Annotated in this window: 21 protein-coding genes and 1 pseudogene; 8 read left to right on the top strand and 14 right to left on the bottom strand. The window is 68.0% G+C overall.

The features are described from left to right. Window positions 1-11: 11 nt before the first annotated feature. The 6 genes from VFE83_RS05780 to VFE83_RS05805 form a co-directional block, all read right to left on the bottom strand. Window positions 12-1,373 (bottom strand): DUF3999 domain-containing protein, encoded by a 1,362-nt coding sequence (locus VFE83_RS05780; protein ID WP_324903990.1) that lies wholly within the window; start codon window positions 1,371-1,373, stop codon window positions 12-14. Continuing rightward, window positions 1,370-4,039 carry a DUF2339 domain-containing protein gene (locus VFE83_RS05785; RefSeq protein WP_324903992.1) on the bottom strand — a complete coding sequence of 890 codons (2,670 nt, stop codon included), beginning with the start codon at window positions 4,037-4,039 and terminating at the stop codon, window positions 1,370-1,372. Before VFE83_RS05785 ends, VFE83_RS05780 begins: the two co-directional genes overlap by 4 nt. 137 nt (window positions 4,040-4,176) lie before the next feature. Further along, a complete protein-coding gene (locus VFE83_RS05790; RefSeq protein WP_324903994.1) occupies window positions 4,177-5,502 on the bottom strand; it encodes an NTP/NDP exchange transporter in 1,326 nt (441 codons plus the stop codon). A 7-nt stretch (window positions 5,503-5,509) separates the two neighbouring features. Next, complete coding sequence (locus VFE83_RS05795; protein WP_324903996.1) at window positions 5,510-6,478, bottom strand: aldo/keto reductase; 969 nt, start codon at window positions 6,476-6,478, stop codon at window positions 5,510-5,512. 268 nt (window positions 6,479-6,746) lie between these two features. Continuing rightward, entirely contained in the window at window positions 6,747-7,565 is an 819-nt protein-coding gene (locus tag VFE83_RS05800) for a DUF72 domain-containing protein (protein WP_324903998.1), read from the bottom strand. A 2-nt stretch (window positions 7,566-7,567) separates the two neighbouring features. Next, window positions 7,568-7,990 (bottom strand): VOC family protein, encoded by a 423-nt coding sequence (locus tag VFE83_RS05805; RefSeq protein WP_324904000.1) that lies wholly within the window; start codon window positions 7,988-7,990, stop codon window positions 7,568-7,570. Between the two features lie 128 nt (window positions 7,991-8,118). Between VFE83_RS05805 and VFE83_RS05810 the strand changes: the two genes are divergently transcribed. Continuing rightward, window positions 8,119-8,469, top strand: coding sequence for a GFA family protein (locus VFE83_RS05810; RefSeq protein ID WP_324904002.1), 351 nt, complete (start codon window positions 8,119-8,121; stop codon window positions 8,467-8,469). 222 nt (window positions 8,470-8,691) lie between these two features. Here VFE83_RS05810 and VFE83_RS05815 read toward each other — a convergent pair whose 3' ends face one another. The 4 genes from VFE83_RS05815 to VFE83_RS05830 form a co-directional block, all read right to left on the bottom strand. Next, window positions 8,692-10,515: a DUF885 domain-containing protein gene (locus VFE83_RS05815; RefSeq protein WP_324904005.1), complete on the bottom strand. Its 1,824-nt coding sequence runs from the start codon at window positions 10,513-10,515 to the stop codon at window positions 8,692-8,694. Window positions 10,516-10,641: 126 nt separating this feature from the next. Further along, window positions 10,642-11,445, bottom strand: coding sequence for a formate dehydrogenase accessory sulfurtransferase FdhD (gene fdhD, locus VFE83_RS05820; RefSeq protein WP_324904006.1), 804 nt, complete (start codon window positions 11,443-11,445; stop codon window positions 10,642-10,644). Beyond that, on the bottom strand, window positions 11,442-11,678 hold the full coding sequence (locus tag VFE83_RS05825) for a hypothetical protein (protein ID WP_324904008.1): 237 nt from the start codon (window positions 11,676-11,678) through the stop codon (window positions 11,442-11,444). Before VFE83_RS05825 ends, fdhD begins: the two co-directional genes overlap by 4 nt. Continuing rightward, window positions 11,675-13,921, bottom strand: coding sequence for an FdhF/YdeP family oxidoreductase (locus tag VFE83_RS05830; RefSeq protein WP_324904010.1), 2,247 nt, complete (start codon window positions 13,919-13,921; stop codon window positions 11,675-11,677). Before VFE83_RS05830 ends, VFE83_RS05825 begins: the two co-directional genes overlap by 4 nt. A gap of 132 nt (window positions 13,922-14,053) precedes the next feature. Here VFE83_RS05830 and VFE83_RS05835 point away from each other — a divergent pair, with 132 nt between their 5' ends. The 3 genes from VFE83_RS05835 to VFE83_RS05845 all read left to right on the top strand — a co-directional run bounded on the left by VFE83_RS05835 (window position 14,054) and on the right by VFE83_RS05845 (window position 16,252). Further along, a complete protein-coding gene (locus VFE83_RS05835; protein WP_324904012.1) occupies window positions 14,054-14,839 on the top strand; it encodes a DUF4349 domain-containing protein in 786 nt (261 codons plus the stop codon). Further along, a complete protein-coding gene (locus VFE83_RS05840) occupies window positions 14,839-15,723 on the top strand; it encodes a DUF2785 domain-containing protein (RefSeq protein WP_324904014.1) in 885 nt (294 codons plus the stop codon). The genes VFE83_RS05835 and VFE83_RS05840 overlap by 1 nt, the downstream gene beginning before the upstream one ends. Window positions 15,724-15,823: 100 nt before the next feature. Further along, on the top strand, window positions 15,824-16,252 hold the full coding sequence (locus VFE83_RS05845) for a hypothetical protein (RefSeq protein ID WP_324904016.1): 429 nt from the start codon (window positions 15,824-15,826) through the stop codon (window positions 16,250-16,252). 61 nt (window positions 16,253-16,313) lie between these two features. Here VFE83_RS05845 and VFE83_RS05850 read toward each other — a convergent pair whose 3' ends face one another. Continuing rightward, window positions 16,314-16,607, bottom strand: coding sequence for a hypothetical protein (locus tag VFE83_RS05850; protein ID WP_324904018.1), 294 nt, complete (start codon window positions 16,605-16,607; stop codon window positions 16,314-16,316). A 145-nt stretch (window positions 16,608-16,752) separates the two neighbouring features. On the opposite strand from VFE83_RS05850, the gene speG reads away from it, so the two are divergent. Continuing rightward, window positions 16,753-17,298 carry a spermidine N1-acetyltransferase gene (speG, locus tag VFE83_RS05855; protein WP_324904020.1) on the top strand — a complete coding sequence of 182 codons (546 nt, stop codon included), beginning with the start codon at window positions 16,753-16,755 and terminating at the stop codon, window positions 17,296-17,298. A 96-nt stretch (window positions 17,299-17,394) separates the two neighbouring features. Here the strand turns inward: speG and VFE83_RS05860 are convergent. Continuing rightward, window positions 17,395-18,412 (bottom strand): annotated as a pseudogene (locus VFE83_RS05860) (peptidylprolyl isomerase); the annotation flags it as partial. Between the two features lie 42 nt (window positions 18,413-18,454). Beyond that, on the bottom strand, window positions 18,455-19,021 hold the full coding sequence (locus VFE83_RS05865) for a HupB (RefSeq protein ID WP_324904022.1): 567 nt from the start codon (window positions 19,019-19,021) through the stop codon (window positions 18,455-18,457). Between the two features lie 151 nt (window positions 19,022-19,172). On the opposite strand from VFE83_RS05865, the gene VFE83_RS05870 reads away from it, so the two are divergent. The 3 genes from VFE83_RS05870 to VFE83_RS05880 all read left to right on the top strand — a co-directional run bounded on the left by VFE83_RS05870 (window position 19,173) and on the right by VFE83_RS05880 (window position 20,815). Continuing rightward, window positions 19,173-19,538, top strand: a complete 366-nt coding sequence (locus VFE83_RS05870) for a PadR family transcriptional regulator (RefSeq protein WP_324904024.1) — start codon at window positions 19,173-19,175, stop codon at window positions 19,536-19,538. Next, entirely contained in the window at window positions 19,535-20,467 is a 933-nt protein-coding gene (locus tag VFE83_RS05875; RefSeq protein WP_324904026.1) for a sensor domain-containing protein, read from the top strand. Before VFE83_RS05870 ends, VFE83_RS05875 begins: the two co-directional genes overlap by 4 nt. Window positions 20,468-20,596: 129 nt before the next feature. Further along, window positions 20,597-20,815: a DUF6289 family protein gene (locus VFE83_RS05880; protein ID WP_324904028.1), complete on the top strand. Its 219-nt coding sequence runs from the start codon at window positions 20,597-20,599 to the stop codon at window positions 20,813-20,815. Between the two features lie 69 nt (window positions 20,816-20,884). On the opposite strand, the gene VFE83_RS05885 is transcribed toward VFE83_RS05880, so the two are convergent. After that, window positions 20,885-21,187: a zf-TFIIB domain-containing protein gene (locus tag VFE83_RS05885; protein ID WP_324904030.1), complete on the bottom strand. Its 303-nt coding sequence runs from the start codon at window positions 21,185-21,187 to the stop codon at window positions 20,885-20,887. Between the last annotated feature and the right edge of the window lie 81 nt (window positions 21,188-21,268).

Genomic DNA, 21,268 nt, shown 5'->3' on the forward strand with positions numbered 1-21,268 from the left:
CGGCGTTGGCATCACGCGTCGCGCGATGCCGGTTTGCGCAGCAGGCTGAGCGCCAGCGTGACGACCACGGCCGCGCCGCCGACCAGCAGGCCCCACAGCAGCCACTGCTTCCAGTCCAGCGGTTTGGCGCGTGGCTGCAGTGCCTGTTCGCCAGCGAGCGGCTGGCCCTGCGAGAGCGTGGCAGACGCAGGCTGCCAGTCCGCTCCGCGCGAGTCGCGCAGCGCCTGCAGCAGTTGCGGCATCGGTGCGGCGGCACGCTGGGCCACGGCGCTGCCTGCGACGAGCGACCACGGTGCCTGGCCCTGCGCGAGGAACACGACCGATTCCGGTCGATAACCCAGGCGCAGCGTCGGGGATTGCGCGGGCATGCCACGCGTGGCCGACAACCGCCACTGCCGGTCGCGGACCGGTGCACCTTCCACCGCGACGGCGGCCGATGCGGTGACGCCGCCACTGCCGTCCACGCGGAATGCCATCCACGGCCCAGCGCGCCAGCGCCACGGTGCGTCGTCGCCGTCGCGACTTTCCAGCGTCCATTCCACGGCGGAGTTGCCGGCGACGATGTCTGCACGCTCCATCGGGAAGCGGCCCTCCAGCACGTACACGTGGTAATCGCGGTTGCCTTCGCGCAGCGCGCGGCCTGACAACGTCTCCCACTGCAGCGGAGACTGCGCCGGGGCGGTAGAAAGGCGGGCCGACGCCTGGGCGATGGGCAAGGGCGGACCGCTTTCGAGCAGCGTGATGCGGACGTAACGCGCGCTGCCCTGCAACGGAATCTCGTTCTGCTGCAGGCGACGGCCGCCCTGCGTCAGCGCTAGCAGCGGCTGGCGTTCGGACACGGTGTTCCAGCGCTGCAGGTCGTCGCTGGTTTCGACGCGAAAGGCGGCATCCACCACGGTGCCAGGCGTCCATTCCAGTTCCAGCGCCGAAACGCTGGAGCGGATCGCGCTGAGATCGAACAGCACGGCACCGCCGCGCGCACCGGCGGTGGATGGCGAACCGTCGGTGCTGGCCTGCAGCGACAGGATGCGGCCCTGCGCGTCGCGCTGCGCGATCAGCGCCAGCGATGCCGGTTCGCCCGCACGCGCACCGGGTACCGCGAACCACGGCACGGTCACGCGCTGGGCTGCCGGCGTCGCCGGTGCATCGGCACCGAGGATTCCCGCCGACACGGTGCGGCTGGTCGCATCGATCACGTCCACGTCCAGCAGCGTGGGCGACACGGCGGTCCGGTAAACCTCGCGGTCCAGTTGAACCCGGTACGCGCCTTCGTGTTCGCGAACCGGCTGTAGCGGCCATTGCCGCGAGTAGTCCTCGCGCGGCCCGGCGAGGGCCGTCATCGGCAGTACGATCAGCCACGCCAGATGCTTCATGCGGTCGCCTCCTCCTCGTGCGCACGCGGCGGCGCCGGTGCAAGGTAACCGACGACCGTGCACAGCAGGCCATACGCAATGAACGACGCGATGCCCAGGCCGTTGCCCAGGTTGCCGCGGTCGACGACGATGAGCTTGACCAGCACGACCGCCATCAGCACCGCGCCGACCACCCACAGCGGGCGGTTGCCGCGCCGCGAACCCAGCACCCAGCCGATCACGCCCAGCACGCTCCACGTCACGGTCAGCGTGGTCTGAGCCAGGCTGGCGCCGATCAACGCGCCGTTCCACGGCAGGCCGCCCCAGTGGTGCACGGCATGCAGCGGAATGGAGGTGATCAGCGCGAAGGTCAGCGCCGCCAGAACCGGCACGCGCACGCCCGCCAGCGTTGCCGGCGCATGGCCGGACCACATCCAGAGTGCGGCCAGCAACACCGCCATCAGCTGCGCCAATTCCAGCGGGTTGAGCAATGGCACCCACGGCAGCGGCGCACTGCCGCCCGCGGAAACAAGCGATGCCAGCCAGCCGATCACCGCGATGGCGAAGTACAGCGACTGCAGCACCGGCCGCATCGCATCGAAGCGTTCCTGCAGCGGCGTGCGCAGCCACGACCAGCGGACCAGGCTGATGGCGATCACGATCAGCCACGGCAGTGCCGTCGCGGCGATGCGCCAGCCTTCATCCAGCGCAAACCGTCCGCCCAGCCAGGCCAGCGACAGCGACGCGGCGAAAGGCAGCACCAGCCACCAGACCAGCTGCGCCCACGGCGCGAGTGGATGCTCGCCCTGGCGCAGGCAGACCAGGCTGCGCAGGCCCAGCGCGATGTAGACCGCCCACGCGACGGCGCCATAGCCGGCGAAGGGCTGCGCGTGCGCCTGGCTCTGCAACATCGCCAGCGGCGCGGCCGCCGCGAGCGCGGCCAGCGTGGTGCCGATCAGCACCAGATCAGGCTTGCGCCGATGCACCTCGGCAGCCAGCCAGCCGGTGAGTGCCGCGCAGGCCAGCGCCACGTCGGCGGCTGCATCGGCGCGGACGAAGCGCTCGATCTCGGTGAGCACATTGCCGCACCACCAGGTCAGGCCCCAGAGATAGGACAGTTGCGCCGAGACGATCCGCCCCGCGCCACGGTAAGCCCACGCCGTGGCCAGCGCGGCCGCCGCGATCAGCAGCGCACTCATGAAGCCCGCGTTGGCGATCGCCATACCGCCGGCTCGCTCGCCGGCGCCGATGCCGAACGCGATCGCCGCCAGGAATTGCAGCGCAATGCCCGAGAACTCCGGCAGCCTGCGTTGCTGGCGCAGGCCCAGCCACACCAGTGCCGCGCCTTCCAGCGCGAACACGCAGCCGGTCGCACGCGCCGACAACGCCAGCGGCACGGCCAGCGTGGCGAAGCCGACCGCCAGTAGGGCGTACGACGTGCCGAGCACGCCGAAGCCCTCGCGCCGGCGCAAGGCCCACGCCAGCGCCGCGTACACAGCGGCGAGTCCCAGCGCATTGAACGCCAGCGGCATGCGTGCGCCGTGCAGCAGGCCGGCCTGCAACGAGAACGCGATCAGCGGCGTGCCGAACACCAGACAGCCGTCGATGAAGTCGCGTCGTCCGGCCGGCTGCCGGCGCGCGAACAGCAGCGGGATCAGCAGGTACAGGGCGAAGAACAGCAGCAGGAAGGGTTCGGTGCTGGCGAACTTCGAGGCGTCGTAGTCCAGCACGCCCCACGCGATGCCGATGCCGAAGGTGAAGGCGAAGCCCAGCAGGTTGAGCACGCGCCAGGCTTTCCACCACGCGATCGCGAAGATGGCCGCGTTGAGCACCGCGTAGTACGAGAACAGCGCGACGTGGTTGCCGCTGCCGGTGGACAGCCAGATCGGCGCGAGGAAGCCCGCCAGTACCGCGAAGAACGCCAGCGCCTTCGCGTCCTGCAGTACCGCCAGCATGCCGGCGCCGGCCACCAGCACCACGCTCAGTGCGAAGGCCGCGGGTGCGTTCAACAGCCCGTACAGCTTGAACGCAGCGAACACCACCAGCAGCAGCACGCCGATGGCACCGCCCTGCAGGCTCAGCGCGAACACGCGATGGGCTTCGCGCTTGCGCCACGCGAACACCAGCGCGGCCAGCGCACCCGCGGCGACTCCGGCCAGGCGCAGCTCGATCGGTGCGTTCAGCCAGCCCTGGTCGGCCGCGTACTTGAGCAGCGCGGCCACGCCGGCGAAGAGCACGAGGATGCCGATCTTCACCGGCACGTTGCCGACGGTGAACCAGCGCTTGATCGCCAATCCCACCTTGTCGAACACGTCCGGCTCCCGGGGTTCGCGCCGAGCCGGCTTGACGCGCGGCGCTTCGGACTCTGCCTGCTGGTAGGCGGGCGGCTCGTGGTAGGCCGTCCGGGGCAACGGCGGTGGCACCGGTCGTGCCGCTCGCTGGGGTGCGGGCTCCGGTGGCGGACTCGAGGGCGGGCTCGGCCGGATCGGTTCCGGCGTGAGTTGCACATCGAACCGGGCATCGCCCTGCGGCGCCGGTTTTTGCGGGCGGGCAATGCGTAGGTCCGCGACCTCGCCTTCGAGCATCGCGACGCGTTCCTTCAGCCGGCTGAGGCCGACGAGCGCCGCGATCAGCAATACGGGGACGGCCAGTACGGCCAGTCCGATCAATACCAACAAGCCTTCCATCGCATCCCCTGGGTCCATGGGTGCGCGGCCCGCCGTCGGGCGTCCGCGTCCTGCGCATTGAGCCGCCAGAGCGGCTCAAACGCAATCGGACGATTCGCGGCCTCGAAAAAGGAACGAAGGGACGGCGTTGCGCCGCGTCAGCGACGCAGCCCCTCGCCGGCGACGTCGAGCCCGTCCGGCAACGATTCCCGGTCGGCAATACGGGCCTGCGCGCGTGCCAGTCCCGCGCCGGTGAGGCCCCAGGCCAGCGCGATGGCCGCGCCGATCAGTGCCGCGATCGCCGGCTGCTGTGCCAGGATGTCCACCAGCGCCTTCGCCCAGCCACTGACCGCATCGGCACCGCGATACACCACGCTGTCGATGAAGTTCTTTGCCTTGTACTTGGCTTCGGTCGGGACGACGGTGAACAGCATCTCGCGTCCCGGCCGCACGAATGCGTACTCGCCGGCGCGGCGCACCACCATCACCACCGCCAGTACCGCGAACGTCGGCGCCAGCGCCAGCCAGACGAAGCCGAGCATCGCCACGGCGGGCACCGCCACCAGCAGCACGCCCAGGCCCAGCCGCTGCACCAGCCGGCCGGTGATGAACAGCTGCGACAGGATGGTCAGGCTCTGCACCACGACGTCGATGGTGCCGAACACGCGCGTCTGGTCGGCTCGATCAGGGAACGTCAGTTCGACCAGTCGGGCCTGTTCGAAGTACAGGAACGTGCTGACGCTGGCCAGCAGCAGCACGAACAGCGAAATGCCCAGCAAGAACGGCGAACGCAGCACCGTGGTGAAGCCGGCGAAGGGGCTGCCGCCGAGCGGACGGCGCCGTGCATCGGCGGTGAGCTCCTCGCGCACCGGTTGCGCATCGCGCCAGCGCTGCAGGTGCCGTGCGACTGCGATGCCGGCCACCAGCAAGATCGAGGCCAGCCACAGCAGTCCCGCGTGGCCGATCACGCCCACCAGCGCGATGCCGAGCAGCGGTCCGACCAGTCCGCCCAGGCTGGCGCCCGCGGCCATCAGCGCGAACACGCGCTTGGCCTGCGCCATCGGGAACAGGTCCACGCACACGCTCCACACCACGGAGATGGCGATCAGGTTGAACACCGACAGCCAGATGTAGAACGTGCGCGCGATCCACAGGTTGTCGGGCTGCAGGTGGAAGCAGACCGCGAACAGCGCCAGGTTCAGCGCGAAGAATCCAAACGTCCACGGCAGGATGGTGCGTCGCGGCACCTTCGCGGCGATCCAGCCGAACAGCGGCATCGCCGCGAGCGTGGCCAGGAACGTCCCGGTGAACAGCCACTGCAGGTTGTCCACGCCGCCGGCCACGCCCATCGTCTCGCGCACCGGGCGCAGCATGAAATAGCCGGCGAAAAGCATGAAGAACAGCAGCGCGCCGGTCATCACCGGACGCGCTTCGTGGTCGGCGATGCCGAAGACGCGCGCGATGCGGACCTGCCAGGTCGTCATGCGGGACTCAGGCCAGTGCCGCGATCAGCGCCTGGCGCTGCTTCTCGTCCAGCAGCTTGCCGGTGCCGGCACGCAGGTTGTCGACCTGATGACGCACCTTCGACGTGGCCGGAATCACCACCGTCACCGCCGGATGGCTCAGCACGAACTTCAGGAACAGCTGCGCCCACGAATCCGCACCGACATCCTTGGCCCATGCCGGCAACGGCTTGTCGCGCACCTGCGAGATCAGCCGCCCGTCCTCGAAGGCGCGGTTGATCATCACAGCGCAGCCCAGTTCGCGCGCTAGCGGAAATACCGTCTGTTCCGCGCCGCGCGACACGGGCGAGTAGTTGATCTGGATGAAGTCGGGCTTGTGCCTGCGCATCTCTTCGGCGAGTTGCGCCTGGCCGTCCTCGCGGTAGTGGGTGAGGCCGACATAGCGCGTCTTGCCCTGCGCCTTCAGTTCGCGCGCCAGGGCGATCTGCGTGGCGGTGTCGCGCAGGTTGTGCACCTGCAGCAGCTCGACCTTGTCGGTGCGCAGCCGGCGCAGCGTGTCGTTGAACTGCGCCAGGCCTTCCTGCTTGCCGGTGACGCCCGACAGCTTGGTCGCGACGAACAGCTTCTGCCGCGCCTTGGCCTCGGACATCAGGTCGCCCAGCACGTCTTCCGCGGTCGAATAGGTGGGCGCGGTGTCGATGAGCGTGCCGCCCGCGGCGACGAAGGCGTCGAGGACTTCGCGCAGCGGTGCGCGCGCCGCTGCATCAGTGCCGACCTCGAAGCTGCCCGACGTGCCCATGCCGATCACGGGGATCTGTTCACCGGTGGACGGGATCGGTCGCGTGATCAGCTTGCCGCTGAACGGCCTGGGCGCCGGCGTCGCGGCGGACTGCGCGCGCGGCGTGGGCGATTCCTGGCTGCACGCGGCCAGCGGTGCCAGTGCCAGGCCGGCGGCGGCGAGGGAGACAGTGGAGATGAACTCGCGACGGTGGGTCATGGCGCTCTCTCTTCACGGCGAACGGTAGGTTCGACTCTGCCGTTGATAGTGTCGAGAAGGCGCGCAGGGGAGTGCCGTTCGGCACGGTCGGCGCGACGAAGCGCCGGGTTCCTGCGATGAACCGTGTCGTCAGGCCGTCATTCCCGCACAGCCGGGAATCCAGCCATCCCCGGCTCACGCCTCCGGACGAATGCCGCGGCTGTCTGGATTCCCCGTCTCGTACAGGGATGATGGCAAACGGCCAAGCCGACGCCTCGTGATGAAACCGCTACAGCCGCTCGATCAACGCCATTGCCGCGGCGGGGTTGCGTTCCTTGGCCGCGCTGATGAAGAACACGAACACGTCACGCTTCTGCTTCGCCGGTGGGTTGGCGGGGTCGAGATAGGGAAGGCTTTCCGGCTGCCCGCCCGCCGCCCACTCGCGTGCACGCGCGGCCCAGGCGTTCAGCTCGCCATCCGGGTATCCCGTTGGCACGTCGCTGCGCGAACGCATCAGCCGCGCGTAAACGAAATCGGCCGTCACGTCGGCGAACGACGGGTATTCGTCCGAATCGGTGAATACAGTGGCCATGCCATGGCGGCGCGCCAGTGCCAGGTAATCGGCATTGACGAAGGCGGCATCGCGCACGTCCAGCACGTGCCGCAGGGCACGTCCGTCGACCGATTTCGGCAGCAGTTCCAGGAAGGCGGAAAAGCTGTCCATCTGCAGGCGCTGGTTCGCATCGAACTGCCACACGATCGGTCCGAGCCGGTCCCCCAGCGACACGATGCCGCCGAGGAAATCCTCGATCTGCGGACCCGTCTTCGCCAAGGCGCGCGACTGCATGATGCGCATGGGGGCCTTTGCGGAAAACACGAAGCCTTCCGGCGTTTCCGCCGCCCATTTCTCGTAGGTGGCCGGCTTCTGCGCACCGTAGTAGGTGCCGTTGACCTCGATGGCGGTGAGCCGGCGGCTGGCGTATTCCAGCTCTCGACGCTGCACCAGGCCCTTTGGATAAAAGTTGTCGCGCCACGGCGCGAACGTCCATCCACCGATGCCCACGCGGATGCCATCGACGGGACTCGGATGTGTTTCGAACAGTTCCATGCTCAGGGATTCCAGGGGTCGTAGGTGCCGAACCACCACAGGTAGCCTTCCGGATCGCGGCAGGCGTAGCCGCGGCCACCGTAGTGCTGGTCGGCGATGTCGATCTCGATGGTCGCACCGGCGGCCTTGGCCTGCGCGTAGTGTGCATCGGCATCGGCGACGATTACGCACACGCCATGCGTCGCGCGCCCGCCGATGTCCTGCGGCGCGACCATGTGCTTGGCCCAGTCGCCGTCCTTGCCGGACGACCCGAGCATGACCATGCCGTTGCCGAAGGTGAGCTGCGCGTGCAGCACGACGTCGCCATCCATGTACACGGCCTGCTTTTCGAAACCGAAGGCACGGCACAGCCAGTCGATCATGGCGGGCGCGTCGCGACAGCTCAGCGTGGGGATCACGGTGCTGCCTGTACGGGAAGCGGGCATGGCGACCTCCGGCGTGCTGCGGTGCGGTGCGAAGGATAGCGCCACCCGGTTAAGCGGACGTCGCTTATGGCACTCCACAGGCAGCCTGCTGGAGGCACAATCGGGCCTTTCCACGGAGGAGGAGCGTCATGCCCCGTTACACCGGCGGCTGCCACTGCGGCGGCATCGCATACGAAGTCGAAGGCCAGATCGACCAGGTCATCGACTGCAACTGTTCCATGTGCGCCAAACGCGGTGGCCTGCTGTGGTTCGCCCCACGCACCGCCTTCACCCTGAAGACGCCGGAGTCGAACTACGGCACGTACCGCTTCAACACGCACAAGCTCGCGCACCACTTCTGCACCACATGCGGAATTTCGCCGTTCACCGAAGGCGCCATGCCGGACGGAACGCCGATGGTCGCGATCAACGCGCGCTGCCTGGACGACGTGGACGTGGCATCGCTGAAGGTCGTGCCATATGACGGGCGGAGCCGGTAGGCGCGCGTCGATCGGAATGCGGGCTGGGCGTGTGGTGGAGGAAACAACGTCGTCGTTTCCGCGGCGGACCAAAAGAAGCAGCCGCGGCTGCTTGCGCAACCGCGGCCCTGGATACCGGCTTTCGCCGGGATGACAGCTAGGAGTGAAGGCGCTGGATCCCCGCCTGCGCGGGGATGACGATCCGGCAAAGGCGTGGCAGCTTGGCGGCCACGCGCCGGATCGTCACTTGATCGGCTCGTCCAGCATCATTTCCCGGACGAAACGAACCGGCGGCGCGCCGTAGCTCAACACCTGGTCGTGGTAGGCCTTCGCGTTGAACTTGTCGCCCAGCCTGGCTTCCACCGCCTTGCGCATGTCGAAGTGCTCCTGTGCGCCGACGAAGTACGTCGGCAGCTGTGCGCTGGTCAGCTGTGCGCGCACCCACTTGCCGGCGGCCTCGCGCTCCTGCTGGAACGCCTGCTTCGTCATCAGCTCCATCGCCTGCTCGCGCGTCCAGTTGTCCACGTGCACGCCCTGGTCGAGGATCGCGTTGGCGATGGTGCGCAGGTAGAACTTCAGCTGCACCAGGCGGAACAGCGGGTCGTTATTCAGGTAGCCGGCGTCGGCCATCATGTCCTCGGTGTAAACCGCCCAGCCCTCGGCGAACAGGCCCGAGCGCAGCACCGAACGCAGCGTGGAGTGCGATTCCACCGAGTGCGCGCCTTCCAGGTAGTGGCCCGGCATCGCCTCGTGGATCGACAGCAGGTGGATCATGCGGCTGTTGTATTCGCGCAGGAACGAATCGACCTGCTCGGCGCTCCAGTCGTCCGGAATCGGCGAAATCGCGTAATAGGTGTCCAGGCCCTTGTCGAGCGGGCCCGGCGAGTCGCAGTAGGCCACCGCCACGCCGCGCTGGAACTCCGGCATCAGGATGATCTTGACCGGATCGTTCGGCACCGTGACCAGATCGTGCTTGCGGGTGAACTCCGTCGCGTCGGCCAGCGTCTTCTTGGCGAAGTCCACCACCTGGTCGCGCGCGGGCTTGTCGGCGTAGGCCAGTTCCAGCGCGGCCTCGATCGCCTTCTGCTGCTGGTCGGCCGACGGGTTGGCCGGCAGTTCCGGCGCGCCCGGCTTGTCCTTCAGCACGGTCTGCGCGATGGCGTACATCTCGCCGCGCACGCGCTTGAGCTCGGCCTCGGCACGCTGCTTGATTTCCGCACGCGACAGTGAGGAGTTGAGCGAGAACTGCAGCTTCTCGTCGTACAGCGTCTGGCCGATGCGGAACTCACCCTTGGCGTTGGGCACCAGCGTTTCGTCCAGCCACTTCTGCTGCTCGGCCACGGCCTTGCGCAGACCGGCCACGGCGGCGTCGAGCTGCTTGCGGTCCTCGCCCTTCAGCTGGTCGGCGTTGGGCACGATGAAGGTGTCGATGAGGCTGAGGATGCCGGCGTTCTGCTTGGCGACCGTCTCGGCGTGGATCTTCGGCACCCGCGCCGGATCCAGGTTCTCGCGCATCTGCGCGTAGACGGCCGGGATCTTTTGCATGCGCGCGGTCGCCGACTTCAGGCGCTGCGGCATCGGCGCGAACTCGCGCGCCATCAGGTTGTAGATCGCGCCACCGGCCAGGCCGCTGTACACCTGCGGATCCCACGCCCAGCTCTGCAGCGTCTCGACGCTCCAGATGTCGCCGCGCACCTGGTTGCGCAGGATCGCCGCGTCGATCTGGTTCTCGCGCGAGAGCTTGCTGGTGTCGATGCCGTCCAGTTCGGCGAGAATCTTCTTCGCGAAATCGACCTGCGCCTGGCGGCCGGCGGCGCTGAGGTCATCGACCTCACCGTCGTAATCGTGCTTGCCGATCTGCGTGGCGGCGACCGGGTTGAGCTTGAACCAGCCGTCCAGCCACTGCTGCGAAATCTCGCTGAAACGTTTGTCCACCGCCGGATCGGCAGCGGGCGCCGTGGCGGCGGGGGCGGAGTCGGCGGGTGCCGGTGCGTTCTGCGGCTGGCAGGCGGCGAGACTCGCGCTGAGCACGGCGGCGGCGAGCAGGGTGGGGCGGAACGACGGCATGGACGACTCTCGGGATGGGCGGCGCAGCGCCGCGGTCCGGCGAGGATATCGCCTGCACGCGCGCAGCGGCATGGGCCGATGGTTTGCGGGGCGGGGAGTGGGCTTGCCGATTCTGGCCGCGACGCTTCAGCTGCCGGCGTCGATGCGTTGCGGGTGCGAATAGACGTTGAGCGATCCACCGCGCGCGAATGCGGCCAGGGTCAAGTCTGCGGATTCGGCGGTGCGGATCGCCAGGTCGGTAGGCGCGGAGATCGCGACCAGCAGGCCCAGCCCGGCGGTCGCGGCCTTGTGCACCATTTCGTAGGAGGCGCGCGAGGTGATCAGGGCGAAGCCGTCGCTGGCTGGTAGTGGCGCGTCGTGCCGCGCCATCGCACCGATGAGCTTGTCCAGCGCGTTGTGCCGGCCCACGTCCTCGCGCACCAGCAGGCCATGCGTATGCGCGAATGCGGCTGCGTGCACGCCGCCGCTGAGCGCGTTGAGCGGCTGCCGGCGCGAAAGGTCGGCCAGCGCAGCATGGATGCGGGCAATCGGCACCATGCCTGTAGATGCCACCTTCGGCACCTCACGCAGCGCCGATTGCAGCGACTCGACGCCGCACAGGCCGCAGCCGCTGCGCCCTTCCATGCCCCGTCGGCGTTCCTGCAGCGCGTCGAAGCGCAATTGCGGGATGGCGCCATGCAGGGCCACGCCGAGTTCATGCTGGACGATGTCGACCAGCCGAAATTCCTCCGGTGTCGCAACGATGCCTTCGCCCAGCGCGAAGCCGAGCGCAAAGTCCTCCAGCGCATCCGGCGTGGCCATCATCACGGCGAACGATTCGCCGTTGTACAGCAGTGCCACGGGCGCCTCGACGATGACGCGGTCGTCCAGCGTGGCGCTGGCACCCGTAGTCATCCGCAGCGCCGTGACTGCGTGCAATGCGTCGTTCATGGCGTACTGCCCAGGCGCCGGCCCTTCTCGGTGAGCCACAGCAGCGTGCGTTCGCCATCCGGCCGTTGCTCGACCAGGTCGAGCCCGTCGAAGCGCGGATCCGGGCCGAGCGCCGACAAAACCCGCTGCAGCTCGCTCAAACCAAGTCGCAGGCGTTTTGCGACGCGGTGGACCGACTGCCCGTCTTCCTCGTGCAGCAATTGCAGCAGTACCAGCGCCGGGTCCTCGCTCATGCGGTTGCGGCGCTCCGATGCAGGCGCACCGGTATCGATTTGGATGCCGGCGTTCGCGCGCGCTCCGCGTGGTGGTCCAGCGGCACCAGTGCGTTGGTTTCCGGGAAGTAGCTGGCCAGGCAGCCGGGCGGGATGTCGTATTCGACCAGGCGGAAGCCGCGCACGGTGCGTTCACCGTCGTGCCAGACCGAGGAGATGTCCACGGTCTCGCCGGCGCGCAGTCCCAACCGTTCCAGGTCGTGGCGGGAGATGAAGCACACGCGGCGCAGGCCGTGCACGCCGCGATACCGATCGTCCAGACCGTAGATCGTGGTGTTGTACTGGTCATGCGACCGGACGGTCATGAGTTGCATCACCTCGTCCCGCGACTGCGTCTCGCCCAGTGCGTGCAGGTAGAAGCCGGCCTTGCCATCGCGCGTGGGGAACACGCGCTCGCGCCCCGGGTGATGCAGGTGGAAGCCGCCGGGTGCCCGCACGCGGGCATTGAAGTCGGTGAAGCCGTCTACGACCTGCGCGATGCGGTCGCGGATGCGGTCGTAGTCTTCGACCAGCCACAGCCACGGTGTGCGGCTGTGTCCCAGCGTGGCGTGCGCAAGGCGCGCGACGATCGCCGGCTCGGACAGAAGGTTGTCTGAGGCCGGTGGATTCATGCCGGACGACAGATGCACCATGCTCATCGAATCCTCCACCGTCACCGCCTGCGGCCCGGTCGCCTGCAGGTCGATCTCGGTGCGGCCCAGACACGGCAGGATCAGCGCGCGGCGTCCGTGGACCAGGTGCGAGCGGTTGAGCTTGGTGCTCACGTGCACGGTCAGCGAACAGCGGCGCAAGGCTTCGTGCGTGTGCGCGGTGTCGGGCGTGGCGGCGGCAAAGTTGCCGCCCATCGCGAAGAACACCTTGGCGCGGCCGTCGTGCATCGCCTCGATGGCGGCGATGGTGTCGTAGCCATGCTCGCGCGGCGGAGCGAAGTCGAACGTTGCGCCGAGCCGGTCGAGGAAAGCCGGCGAAGGCTGCTCGTAGATGCCCATCGTGCGGTCGCCCTGCACGTTGGAATGGCCCCGCACCGGGCACGGCCCCGCGCCCGGCTTGCCGATGTTGCCGCGCAGGAGCAGCAGGTTGGCCAGCATCTGGATGGTGGCGACGCTGCGCGGATGCTGGGTGATGCCCATGCCCCAGCACAGGATCGTCGCGTCGCTGTCGATGTAGGTGCGCGCGGCGTGCTCGAGCCAGGCACGGTCGAGGCCGGATTCGCGCTCCAGCGCGTCCCATTCCGTCGCGCGGAGCATGGACGCGAACACGTCGTAACCGCGCGTATGTGCGTTGATGAAATCGCGGTCGACCGCGTCGGCCTCCACGACCACCTTGCACAGCGCCGTCGCCACGGCCAGGTCGCCGCCGATGCGCGGCTGGTAATACTCGGAGGCGAGTTGCGTGCCGCCTCCGCCAAGCATCTCGGCCGGTGATTGCGGGTTGACGAACCGCTCCAGGCCGCGCTCGCGCAGCGGATTGAACGCGACGATGCGGCAGCCGCGCTTCGCCGCGCTGCGCAGTTCGCCCAGCATGCGCGGGTGGTTGGTGCCGGGGTTCTGGCCGAAGATGAAGATGGCCTGCGCGTGTTCGAAATCCTCCAGCGTCACCGAACCCTTGCCGCTGCCGAGTTGCTCGGTCAGCGCCACGCCCGAGGCTTCGTGGCACATGTTGGAGCAGTCGGGCAGGTTGTTGGTGCCGAACTCCCGCACGAACAGCTGGTAGAGGAACGCCGCTTCGTTCGACGTGCGACCGGAGGTGTAGAAGATCGCCTCGTTCGGCGAAGCCAGCGAGTTCAGTTCCGCCGCGATGGTCGCGAATGCCTCGTCCCAGCCGATCGGGCGGTGGTTGCCGCCTTCCGCGTCCAGGATCATCGGCTCCGTCAGCCTGCCCTGCGCCTCGAGAAAGTGATCGTCCTGCGTCTGCAGCCAGTCCACGCTGTGCTGCGCGAAGAACTCGCGCGTGACGCGTCGTGACGTGGCCTCGTTTGCGACGGCCTTGACGCCGTTCTCGCAGAACTCGAAGGTCGAATGCGGATTGCGGTCCGGCCAGGCGCAACCCGGACAGTCGAAGCCGCGTGGCTGGTTGGCGCGTAGCAGCGTGCTGCCGCCCTTCAGCACGACTTGCTGCTCGCGCAGCGCCTGCCAGGAGCTTCTCAGCGCGTCCCAGCCGCCGGCCGGCTTGTCGTAGGTTTCGATGGCTTTCTTGTCGGGCATCGCATGCAGGCATCGCCGGCCCGCGCCGGCATGGCGGGCATCATAGGCCCGCGCGAGGCACGCGGCGATGACGACGGGTGAAACATGCGCGTGCCGATGGCATAGTCGCGCCGACCAATACGGGGATCATCCGTGAAACGAATCCTGACAGCGCTCCTGCTGCCCCTGATGCTTGCCGCGTGCAGCCAGAAGCAGGGGGAAGTTCAAGCCGTAGGCGCCGCGTCCGCGCCGATGCAATCGCAGCGCGCTCCGCAGGGCGCGATGCTGGCCTACGAGCATCACGTCTCGGTATCGCTGGATCGCCAGGCCATTTCGCCACGCCTGAAGGCGGTGCAGGCTGCATGCGACCAGCGTCGCTTCGGCCAGTGCACCGTGCTCGACATGTCCGAGCAGGGCGGCGATTACGCGTCGGCCAGCATTACCGTGCGCGTCGTGCCGGACGGCGTCGAGCCGCTGATCGCACTGGCCGGCAAGGGCGGCGAGATCGGCAGCCGCAACACGCACGCCGAAGACCTGGCCGAAGTGGTGCGCGACAACGACTCGCTGCGCGCGCGCCTGGAGAACGAGCGCACGCAGCTGCAGGCGTTCCAGCAGCGCCGCGACCTGGCCGTGGCCGACATGATCGCCCTGTCGCGACAGCTGGCCGAAGTGGAGGCGCAATTGCAGCAGGCGCAGCAGGCGGCCGCGCAGCATCGCATGCGCATCGAGACGCAGAAGCTGACCATCCGTTTCGAGCTACCGGAAGGGCAGAGCGGCCGCAGCGAGATCGCACAGGCCGTGCGCGACTTCGGCGGTACCCTCGCCATGGGCACCGCATGGACGATCCGCGCGGCGGCGTTCCTGATTCCGGTGGTCATCGCGCTGGGTTTCGCGGTGTGGGCGCTGCGTCGCCTGCGTGGCTCGCGCAGGGGCAAATGATGCGTTCGATCGTGTTTTCGCTGATGTTGCTGGCCGTGGTGCCGGCGTGGGGCGGTCCGTGCCCGCCCAATGGCTGGAGCGCGGAACAGCTGTCCGTGCTGCGGCAGACCGGATTCGCGCTGGAGGATGCGGGGCAGCGCTCGGCATTGGCGCTGGGCCTGCTGGAGTGCCTGGGAGAGGCCGATCCGGAACTCCGCGACGGACTGGCCTATGGCGCGCTGTCCACCTGGATGCGCCGCAACGAGCTCGCACCCGAGACGCTGCGCGAGGTGCGAGAGCGCCTGTACACGATGCTGGCCCAGCCAGACCCGCACGGCTTCCGCTGGCCGTTCGCCGCGCTGGTGCTGTCGGAGGTCGCGCGTACCGATCGCGTCAACCCGTGGATGACGCCCGCCGAGCGCACGGCGATGGTGCTGCGCGCCGTCACCTACCTGGATTCGGTGCGTGACTACCGCGGTTTCGAAGCCGACGCGGGTTGGCGCCATGGCGTCGCGCACGGGGCGGACTGGCTGCTGCAGCTCACCCTCAATCCTTCGCTCGATGGGCCGCAACTGCATCGCATCGTCGATGCGATCGGTCAGCAGGCCGTGCCCGCGTCGGGTGTCGCCTACGTGTTCGGCGAACCGCAGCGCCTGGCTGCGCCGCTGGTCAGCGCGGCACGCCGCGGCGTGCGCGATGAAGCCGGTTGGAAAGCCTGGTTCGCAGCATTGCTCCCCCGCCTCGGTGCCCCGTCGTTGGCGTGGCGCGACGAAGGCTGGCTTGCGCGTCGCCACGATCTGGTCGCGTTCCTGCAGGCGGTCTACGTCGAAGCCGATCAATCGGACGACAAGCGCGTGCGCATGATGCTGCCAGGCGTGAAGGAAGCACTCAAAGCGGTTCCCTGATCAGCTTCAGGACGCACGCTGCCGAGAATCGGATGCGTCCGATTCCGGCAGTCGGGAACCCGCATGGACGATGCCGGCAATTCCTTGCAGGACGTCGATCATGCAGACCATCGGGCACGTCGCACGCATCTTCCGCTGCTGCCCGCGCTGCGGCAGCACGACGTTACGCAGCTTGCGCGTGTGCGGCCGCGATCGCACCCAGCACGTCTGCCTGCGCTGCGGCCATCGCCACGCCAGCGTCCACGTTGAAGAAGCGGCCGGGTACAAACGCACCGACAAGTTGGCCAGCTTGCGCGCGTTTGCGCTGGACGACCGCGATAGGGTCGAGACGCTGATCCTGGTGATGCTGGGTTCGGGCACCCTGGTCGGCCAGGTGGAAACCACGGGTCACACGCTGCATGAACTGAAGGCGCTGCACGGCGAGCCGACCTCGGCGATGCCTGGCTTCGCCTTTCCCGTGTTCAGCTGGCTGGTGGACCAGGCGGGCCGCCATGCCTCGCACCTGGTGGTGATCGACCAAGGCGCATAGAGGGTGTGTTTCCGCGTCCGGCGCCGCCGCGTCGTCGGGCCGGCATGACCGCACAGCGGAGTCATCCTTCGTCGTTGTCGAACTCCACGATCACGTCCAGATCGAACGCCAGCGCTTCCACCGCATCGCGCACGCGATTGGCAGTGGCCTGATTGGGTGCCTCGATTTCCAGCGCGTGCTGCCCGGGGCCCTGATCGTCGGGCAGTCCGGCCGAACTGGAATCGTCGTCGTCCATGTGCGGCATCAGGTCATCGACTTCCTCGATGTGCTCGATGCCGTCCAGGCTGGTGAGCAGGTTGCTGATGGCGCGAACGTCGTCGTCGCTGCCGGTCACACGCAGTCGCATCAGGGGCATGGCACAAACCTTCGTCGAAACCGATCCGGGAACATCAGGCGGTGAGCCTTCGAACGCAGGCTATTGAGCGAATCGGCAAGACCGCGTGATGGCCGCGTCGCGCATCGGGATGCCGGTGTCACACGCATGGAGTAGGGTGGCGATCATGAATCCGAAAACCACAGCTTCCGGCGTCACCCTGCGTCCGCTCGAACGCGGCGACCTGCACTTCGTGCACGTGCTCAACAACAATCGCAGCGTCATGGGCTACTGGTTCGAGGAGCCGTACGAGTCGTTCGTCGAACTGGAAGAGCTGTACCGCAAGCACATCCACGATCAGTCCGAGCGCCGCTTCATCGTCGAGGACGCCGCTCACGAGCGCGTGGGCCTGGTGGAGCTGGTTGAGATCGACCACCTGCACCGGCGCGCGGAATTCCTGATCATGATCTCGCCGGACCAGCAGGCCCGCGGCTACGCGCGCGCGGCCACGCGGCTGGCCATCAACTACGCTTTCCGCGTGCTGAACCTGCACAAGCTCTATCTGCTGGTCGACGTGGACAACACGCGTGCGATCCGCATCTACGAGGATGCGGGTTTCCGGCGCGAGGGTGTACTGGCCGAGGAGTTCTTCAGCGATGGGCGCTACCACGACGTGGTGCGCATGTGCCTGTTCCAGCGGGATGTGCTGCGGCTGGCCGCGGACGAGGCCTGACTGCGCTCAGCGGCGCGAGGTCGCCGCCGGCTGGCCGGTGCGTCCCCGCGGTTTCGCCTTGGCCTTCGCCTTCTTCTTCTCGACGACCGGCTTGGGCGGCGGCGCGCGCACCGGCAGCGGCACGTTGCACAGGTCGATGTGGCCGGCCATGTGCTTGTACCACTCGTCGCGGCGATTGCGGCGCGCCTCGACCACTTCCTGGAACAGCGGCGTATCGGTGCGCAGCACTTCGATGGCGACGCGTTCCTTGCGCGGGACTTCCGACGCCAGCCGGATAGCCTTGATCGGGGTGCGCTGCTCGGGCTTCTCATAGAAGCCCAGCGGGCCGGTGCCGCGTGGCAGCACTGACAGCAGCTCCATGCCCTGCAGCACGCGGCCGACGACGGTGATGTTGCGGTCCAACTGGCGCGGGGACTGGCCGATCACCACGTAGAGTTCGGTGCCGTTGCTGGAGTCGGCGGCCATGTCGCGGCCAGCTCCCACCGTGCCGTAGCAATGCGCGAGCCACGCGGCGTCGGTGGCGGTGTCGCGGCCAGCGGGGAAGCCGCCCACGAAGCCCACTTCCGGCGCCCAGCCGTCGACGTCGGGCAGCTTGTCGAACGCCAAGCCCTGTGCCTTGCGCGCGAACTCGGCCGGCAATTTCGCCTTGGCGCCGCGGCCCAGCGGCTTGCGATCCTTCTCTTCCTGCGCGGGGTCGCCCCACTGCACGACGAAGTTGTCCTGCGAACGGTTGATGCTCATGCCGTTCCAGTAGCCGTTCTTGGCCAGTGCGCGGATGTTGGCCACATGCGCGGGCGCGAAGGCCGGCGCCAGCTCGATCAGGACACGCCCGGAGTCCAGGTCCAGGTAGACCAGGTTCTTGGCGTCGGGGGTGCGCCAGTCCGACGGCTTGGATGCATCGAGGATCTCCTGCATCGAACGCGGCTTTGCCGGCGTCGCGTCCTCGCCCGCGGCATGCGCGGACGACAGGACCGCCAACAGGGCGGCGCAGAGCAGTGCGGACGGCCACGAACGCTTCGACACGGCGGGTTCCCCTTGTCCCATCGATCAATGAAGGAATTCTGGCCCAGCCCGCACTCGGCCGGCCAGCCCCATGCGTGTGAAACGTGCCCACGGTCAGCAGACCGGCCAGTCAGGCCGGTCGCCGGGTAGGGGGTCAGGACGATGCGCCGTTGCTGCCCTTGCGCGCACGCGTGCGCGCGGCCTTCTTGGCCGCGGCGCTGCGCGAAGCCGATTTGCGTCCTGTCTTGCGCGCGGTCTTCTTCGCGGACTTGCGTGCTGGCGACTTGCGTGCGGACTTGCGGGCAGTCTTCCTGGTCGCCTTCCTGGCCGTCTTTTTCGTTGGCTTCTTTGCGCCGCCCTTGCGGGCAGTCTTGCGCGCGGTCTTCTTTGCTGTCTTGCCTGCACTCCTGCGCGCGGTCTTCTTCGCGGCCTTCTTGGTCCCCTTCTTCGTTGCTTTCTTCGTTGATTTTTTCGCGGCCTTCTTCGTGGCCTTCTTCGCGGTCTTGCGGCCGCCCGTGCTGGCCGCCTTGCGCGTGGTCTTCTTGGCGCCCTTGCGCCCGGAACCGCTGCGCCTGCCGCCGCCGCTCTGCTTGTTGACCGTGGCCCAGGCGATGCGCTCGGCGTCCTCCTCGGAGCGGCCCTCTTCGCGCTCGCTCTCCTCGATGTGTTCGGCCTGGCGCTGCTGCTTGTCGGTGTAGGCGGACTTGTCCCCTCTGGGCATCGTCGGACTCCTCGCCGCGGGCCTGATGCGGCGCATGGCCCTTGTTAGCAGGGGCGCAGTGCACGCGGCGGCAAGGGCCGTGACTAATGGCAGGTTATGTATATAGAACCTAATAGTAGTGTGGTCCTCAGCCTAGCGGACCCCGCGTGCCATGACCGAGCTCGACAGCCAGTTGCGGAAATTCCAGAAGGAGCTCAGCGCCGGAACGGTTTCGCTGGCCCTGCTGGCGGTGCTGGGCGCGGCGCAGGAACCGATGTACGGCTACCAGATCGCCAAGCAGCTGGAGCGCATCGGCGGTGGCGTGCTCAGCGGCAAGCAGAGCGCGCTGTATCCGGTGCTGCGCAACCTGGAAGGCGCCGGCCTGCTCGACAGCCATGTCGAGCCGTCGGTATCGGGGCCACCGCGACGCTACTACCGCATCACCGAATCCGGGCGAACCGCCCTGCACGACTGGGCGGCCGCCTGGCGAGCCACCCGCGACTCCGTCGATTCTGTCCTCGAAGGACTCATCCCATGAACGCGTTCAACCCGGGCTCCGCCTCCACCACCGGCCTGCCGACCACTATCCCCGAATACCTGGAACACCTGCGCCGCTCGCTGGCGGGTGCGGACCCGGCGCTGGTGCAGGACGCCCTGTATGACGCCGAGGAATACCTGCGCTCGGAAATGGCCGAGAACCCCCACAAGAGCGAGGCGGAAGTCATCGTCGCGGTGGCCGGCAGCTACGGTGCGCCGGACGAGGTGGCCGACATCTACCGCGATACCGAGGCCAAGGTGCAGACCGCGCTGCGTCCACCCGCACCGAAGCCGCGTGCGTCGGCACTGGGGCGCTTCTTCGGCGTGATCGCCGAGCCGCGCACGTATGCCGCGCTGTTCTACATGCTGCTGTCGCTGGCCACCGGCATCTTCTACTTCACCTGGGTGGTCACCGGCATTTCGCTGTCGGCAGGCCTGGCGGTGCTGATCATCGGCGTGCCGTTCGTGATCCTGTACTTCGGCTCGGTGCGGGTGCTGTCGCTGGTGGAAGGGCGCCTCGTCGAGGTGATGCTGGGTGAACGCATGCCGCGCCGCCCGCTGTACAGCAGCCGCGGACAGCCGCTGCTCAAGCGCATCGGCGAGTTGTTCACCGACCCGCGCATCTGGGCCACGCAGCTGTACTTCCTGATGATGCTGCCGCTGGGCATCGTGTACTTCACCGTGGCGGTGGTGGGCCTGACGGTGTCGCTGTCGCTGATCATCGCGCCCATTGCCGCGCTGTTCGGATTCGGCGGCACGCTGTCGTTCGATGGAATCCCGATCGCGGCGAACGCGCAGTGGCTGTGGCCGATCGCGGTGCTGTGCGGCGTGGTGCTGCTGTTCCTCACGCTGCACGTGGCGCGCGGAGTCGGCTACCTGCACGGCCTGCTGGCCAAGCACATGCTGGTGAAGACCGCGCAGTACGACTGAACCTGCTACGCCTACGCGTGAAGCCCGCATTCACGCGCGGAGTGCGGGCTGGTTAACAGAACGGGTGCGATGCATCGCCTACGGTTCGCTCGCGGGAAGGTTGCCGCGACTCAATCAAAGGAGATGAACATGCGTCGTATCAGGATCTTTGCCCTGGCCGCCGTTGTCGCCATGATGTCGGCCGCTTCGTTCAGCGCGACCGCCAGCTGGCAGGGCACGTGGCTGTACTACGACGAGGAAGGCGCGCTGGTCGGCTCGTGGACCGCCGGTTGCGGCGAACTCGACGGGCGCTGGGGCGTGGCAACCGACAACAAGGTCTTCATCCAGGGTTGCCGCGCGTCCAGCTGACATGCGCTGACGCCACTACCAGGCCAACAGGCAAAGCCCCGCGGAAGCGGGGCTTTGTCGTCGTGGCGATCAGAAATCGAACAGCTCGCCGAGCAGGTTCTTTTTCTTCTTGTACTTGTAGTGATCCGACTTGTAGTGGTCGGACTTGTAATGCCCCTGCGCGCCGTAACCGCGCGGATCGTGGGCGGGTTGCGGCGGCGGAGGCGGCGGAGCGGCCTGGCGCGGCGCGGTGTCGGACGAAGCGCGTTCGATCAGCTTGTCGAGCTCGCCGCGGTCGAGCCACACGCCCCGACACTGCGGGCAGTAGTCGATTTCGATGCCCTGGCGATCGGTCATCGCCAGTTTCACGTCAGGGCAGACGGGGCAGTCCATTCACGGTTCCTCGGCGTGGGTGTGGAACCGATGATCTCAGGGCTGGCCCCGTGCGAATCAAGCCGCGGCTGAACCGCCTCG

It is taken from the genome of Lysobacter sp., from assembly GCF_035655815.1.
GTDB lineage: Bacteria > Pseudomonadota > Gammaproteobacteria > Xanthomonadales > Xanthomonadaceae > Lysobacter_J.

Bases quoted from the DNA above. Each gene is read 5' to 3' on its own strand.
- VFE83_RS05800 (WP_324903998.1), bottom strand. From the start codon at position 7,565: ATGGAACTGTTCGAAACACATCCGAGTCCCGTCGATGGCATCCGCGTG.
- VFE83_RS05795 (WP_324903996.1), bottom strand. From the start codon at position 6,478: ATGACCCACCGTCGCGAGTTCATCTCCACTGTCTCCCTCGCCGCCGCC.
- VFE83_RS05825 (WP_324904008.1), bottom strand. From the start codon at position 11,678: ATGAGCGAGGACCCGGCGCTGGTACTGCTGCAATTGCTGCACGAGGAA.
- VFE83_RS05880 (WP_324904028.1), top strand. From the start codon at position 20,597: ATGCGTCGTATCAGGATCTTTGCCCTGGCCGCCGTTGTCGCCATGATG.
- VFE83_RS05875 (WP_324904026.1), top strand. From the start codon at position 19,535: ATGAACGCGTTCAACCCGGGCTCCGCCTCCACCACCGGCCTGCCGACC.
- VFE83_RS05780 (WP_324903990.1), bottom strand. From the start codon at position 1,373: ATGAAGCATCTGGCGTGGCTGATCGTACTGCCGATGACGGCCCTCGCC.
- VFE83_RS05830 (WP_324904010.1), bottom strand. From the start codon at position 13,921: ATGCCCGACAAGAAAGCCATCGAAACCTACGACAAGCCGGCCGGCGGC.
- VFE83_RS05790 (WP_324903994.1), bottom strand. From the start codon at position 5,502: ATGACGACCTGGCAGGTCCGCATCGCGCGCGTCTTCGGCATCGCCGAC.
- fdhD (WP_324904006.1), bottom strand. From the start codon at position 11,445: ATGAACGACGCATTGCACGCAGTCACGGCGCTGCGGATGACTACGGGT.
- VFE83_RS05810 (WP_324904002.1), top strand. From the start codon at position 8,119: ATGCCCCGTTACACCGGCGGCTGCCACTGCGGCGGCATCGCATACGAA.
- VFE83_RS05850 (WP_324904018.1), bottom strand. From the start codon at position 16,607: ATGCCCCTGATGCGACTGCGTGTGACCGGCAGCGACGACGACGTTCGC.
- VFE83_RS05870 (WP_324904024.1), top strand. From the start codon at position 19,173: ATGACCGAGCTCGACAGCCAGTTGCGGAAATTCCAGAAGGAGCTCAGC.
- speG (WP_324904020.1), top strand. From the start codon at position 16,753: ATGAATCCGAAAACCACAGCTTCCGGCGTCACCCTGCGTCCGCTCGAA.
- VFE83_RS05840 (WP_324904014.1), top strand. From the start codon at position 14,839: ATGCGTTCGATCGTGTTTTCGCTGATGTTGCTGGCCGTGGTGCCGGCG.
- VFE83_RS05865 (WP_324904022.1), bottom strand. From the start codon at position 19,021: ATGCCCAGAGGGGACAAGTCCGCCTACACCGACAAGCAGCAGCGCCAG.
- VFE83_RS05805 (WP_324904000.1), bottom strand. From the start codon at position 7,990: ATGCCCGCTTCCCGTACAGGCAGCACCGTGATCCCCACGCTGAGCTGT.
- VFE83_RS05815 (WP_324904005.1), bottom strand. From the start codon at position 10,515: ATGCCGTCGTTCCGCCCCACCCTGCTCGCCGCCGCCGTGCTCAGCGCG.
- VFE83_RS05845 (WP_324904016.1), top strand. From the start codon at position 15,824: ATGCAGACCATCGGGCACGTCGCACGCATCTTCCGCTGCTGCCCGCGC.
- VFE83_RS05885 (WP_324904030.1), bottom strand. From the start codon at position 21,187: ATGGACTGCCCCGTCTGCCCTGACGTGAAACTGGCGATGACCGATCGC.
- VFE83_RS05785 (WP_324903992.1), bottom strand. From the start codon at position 4,039: ATGGAAGGCTTGTTGGTATTGATCGGACTGGCCGTACTGGCCGTCCCC.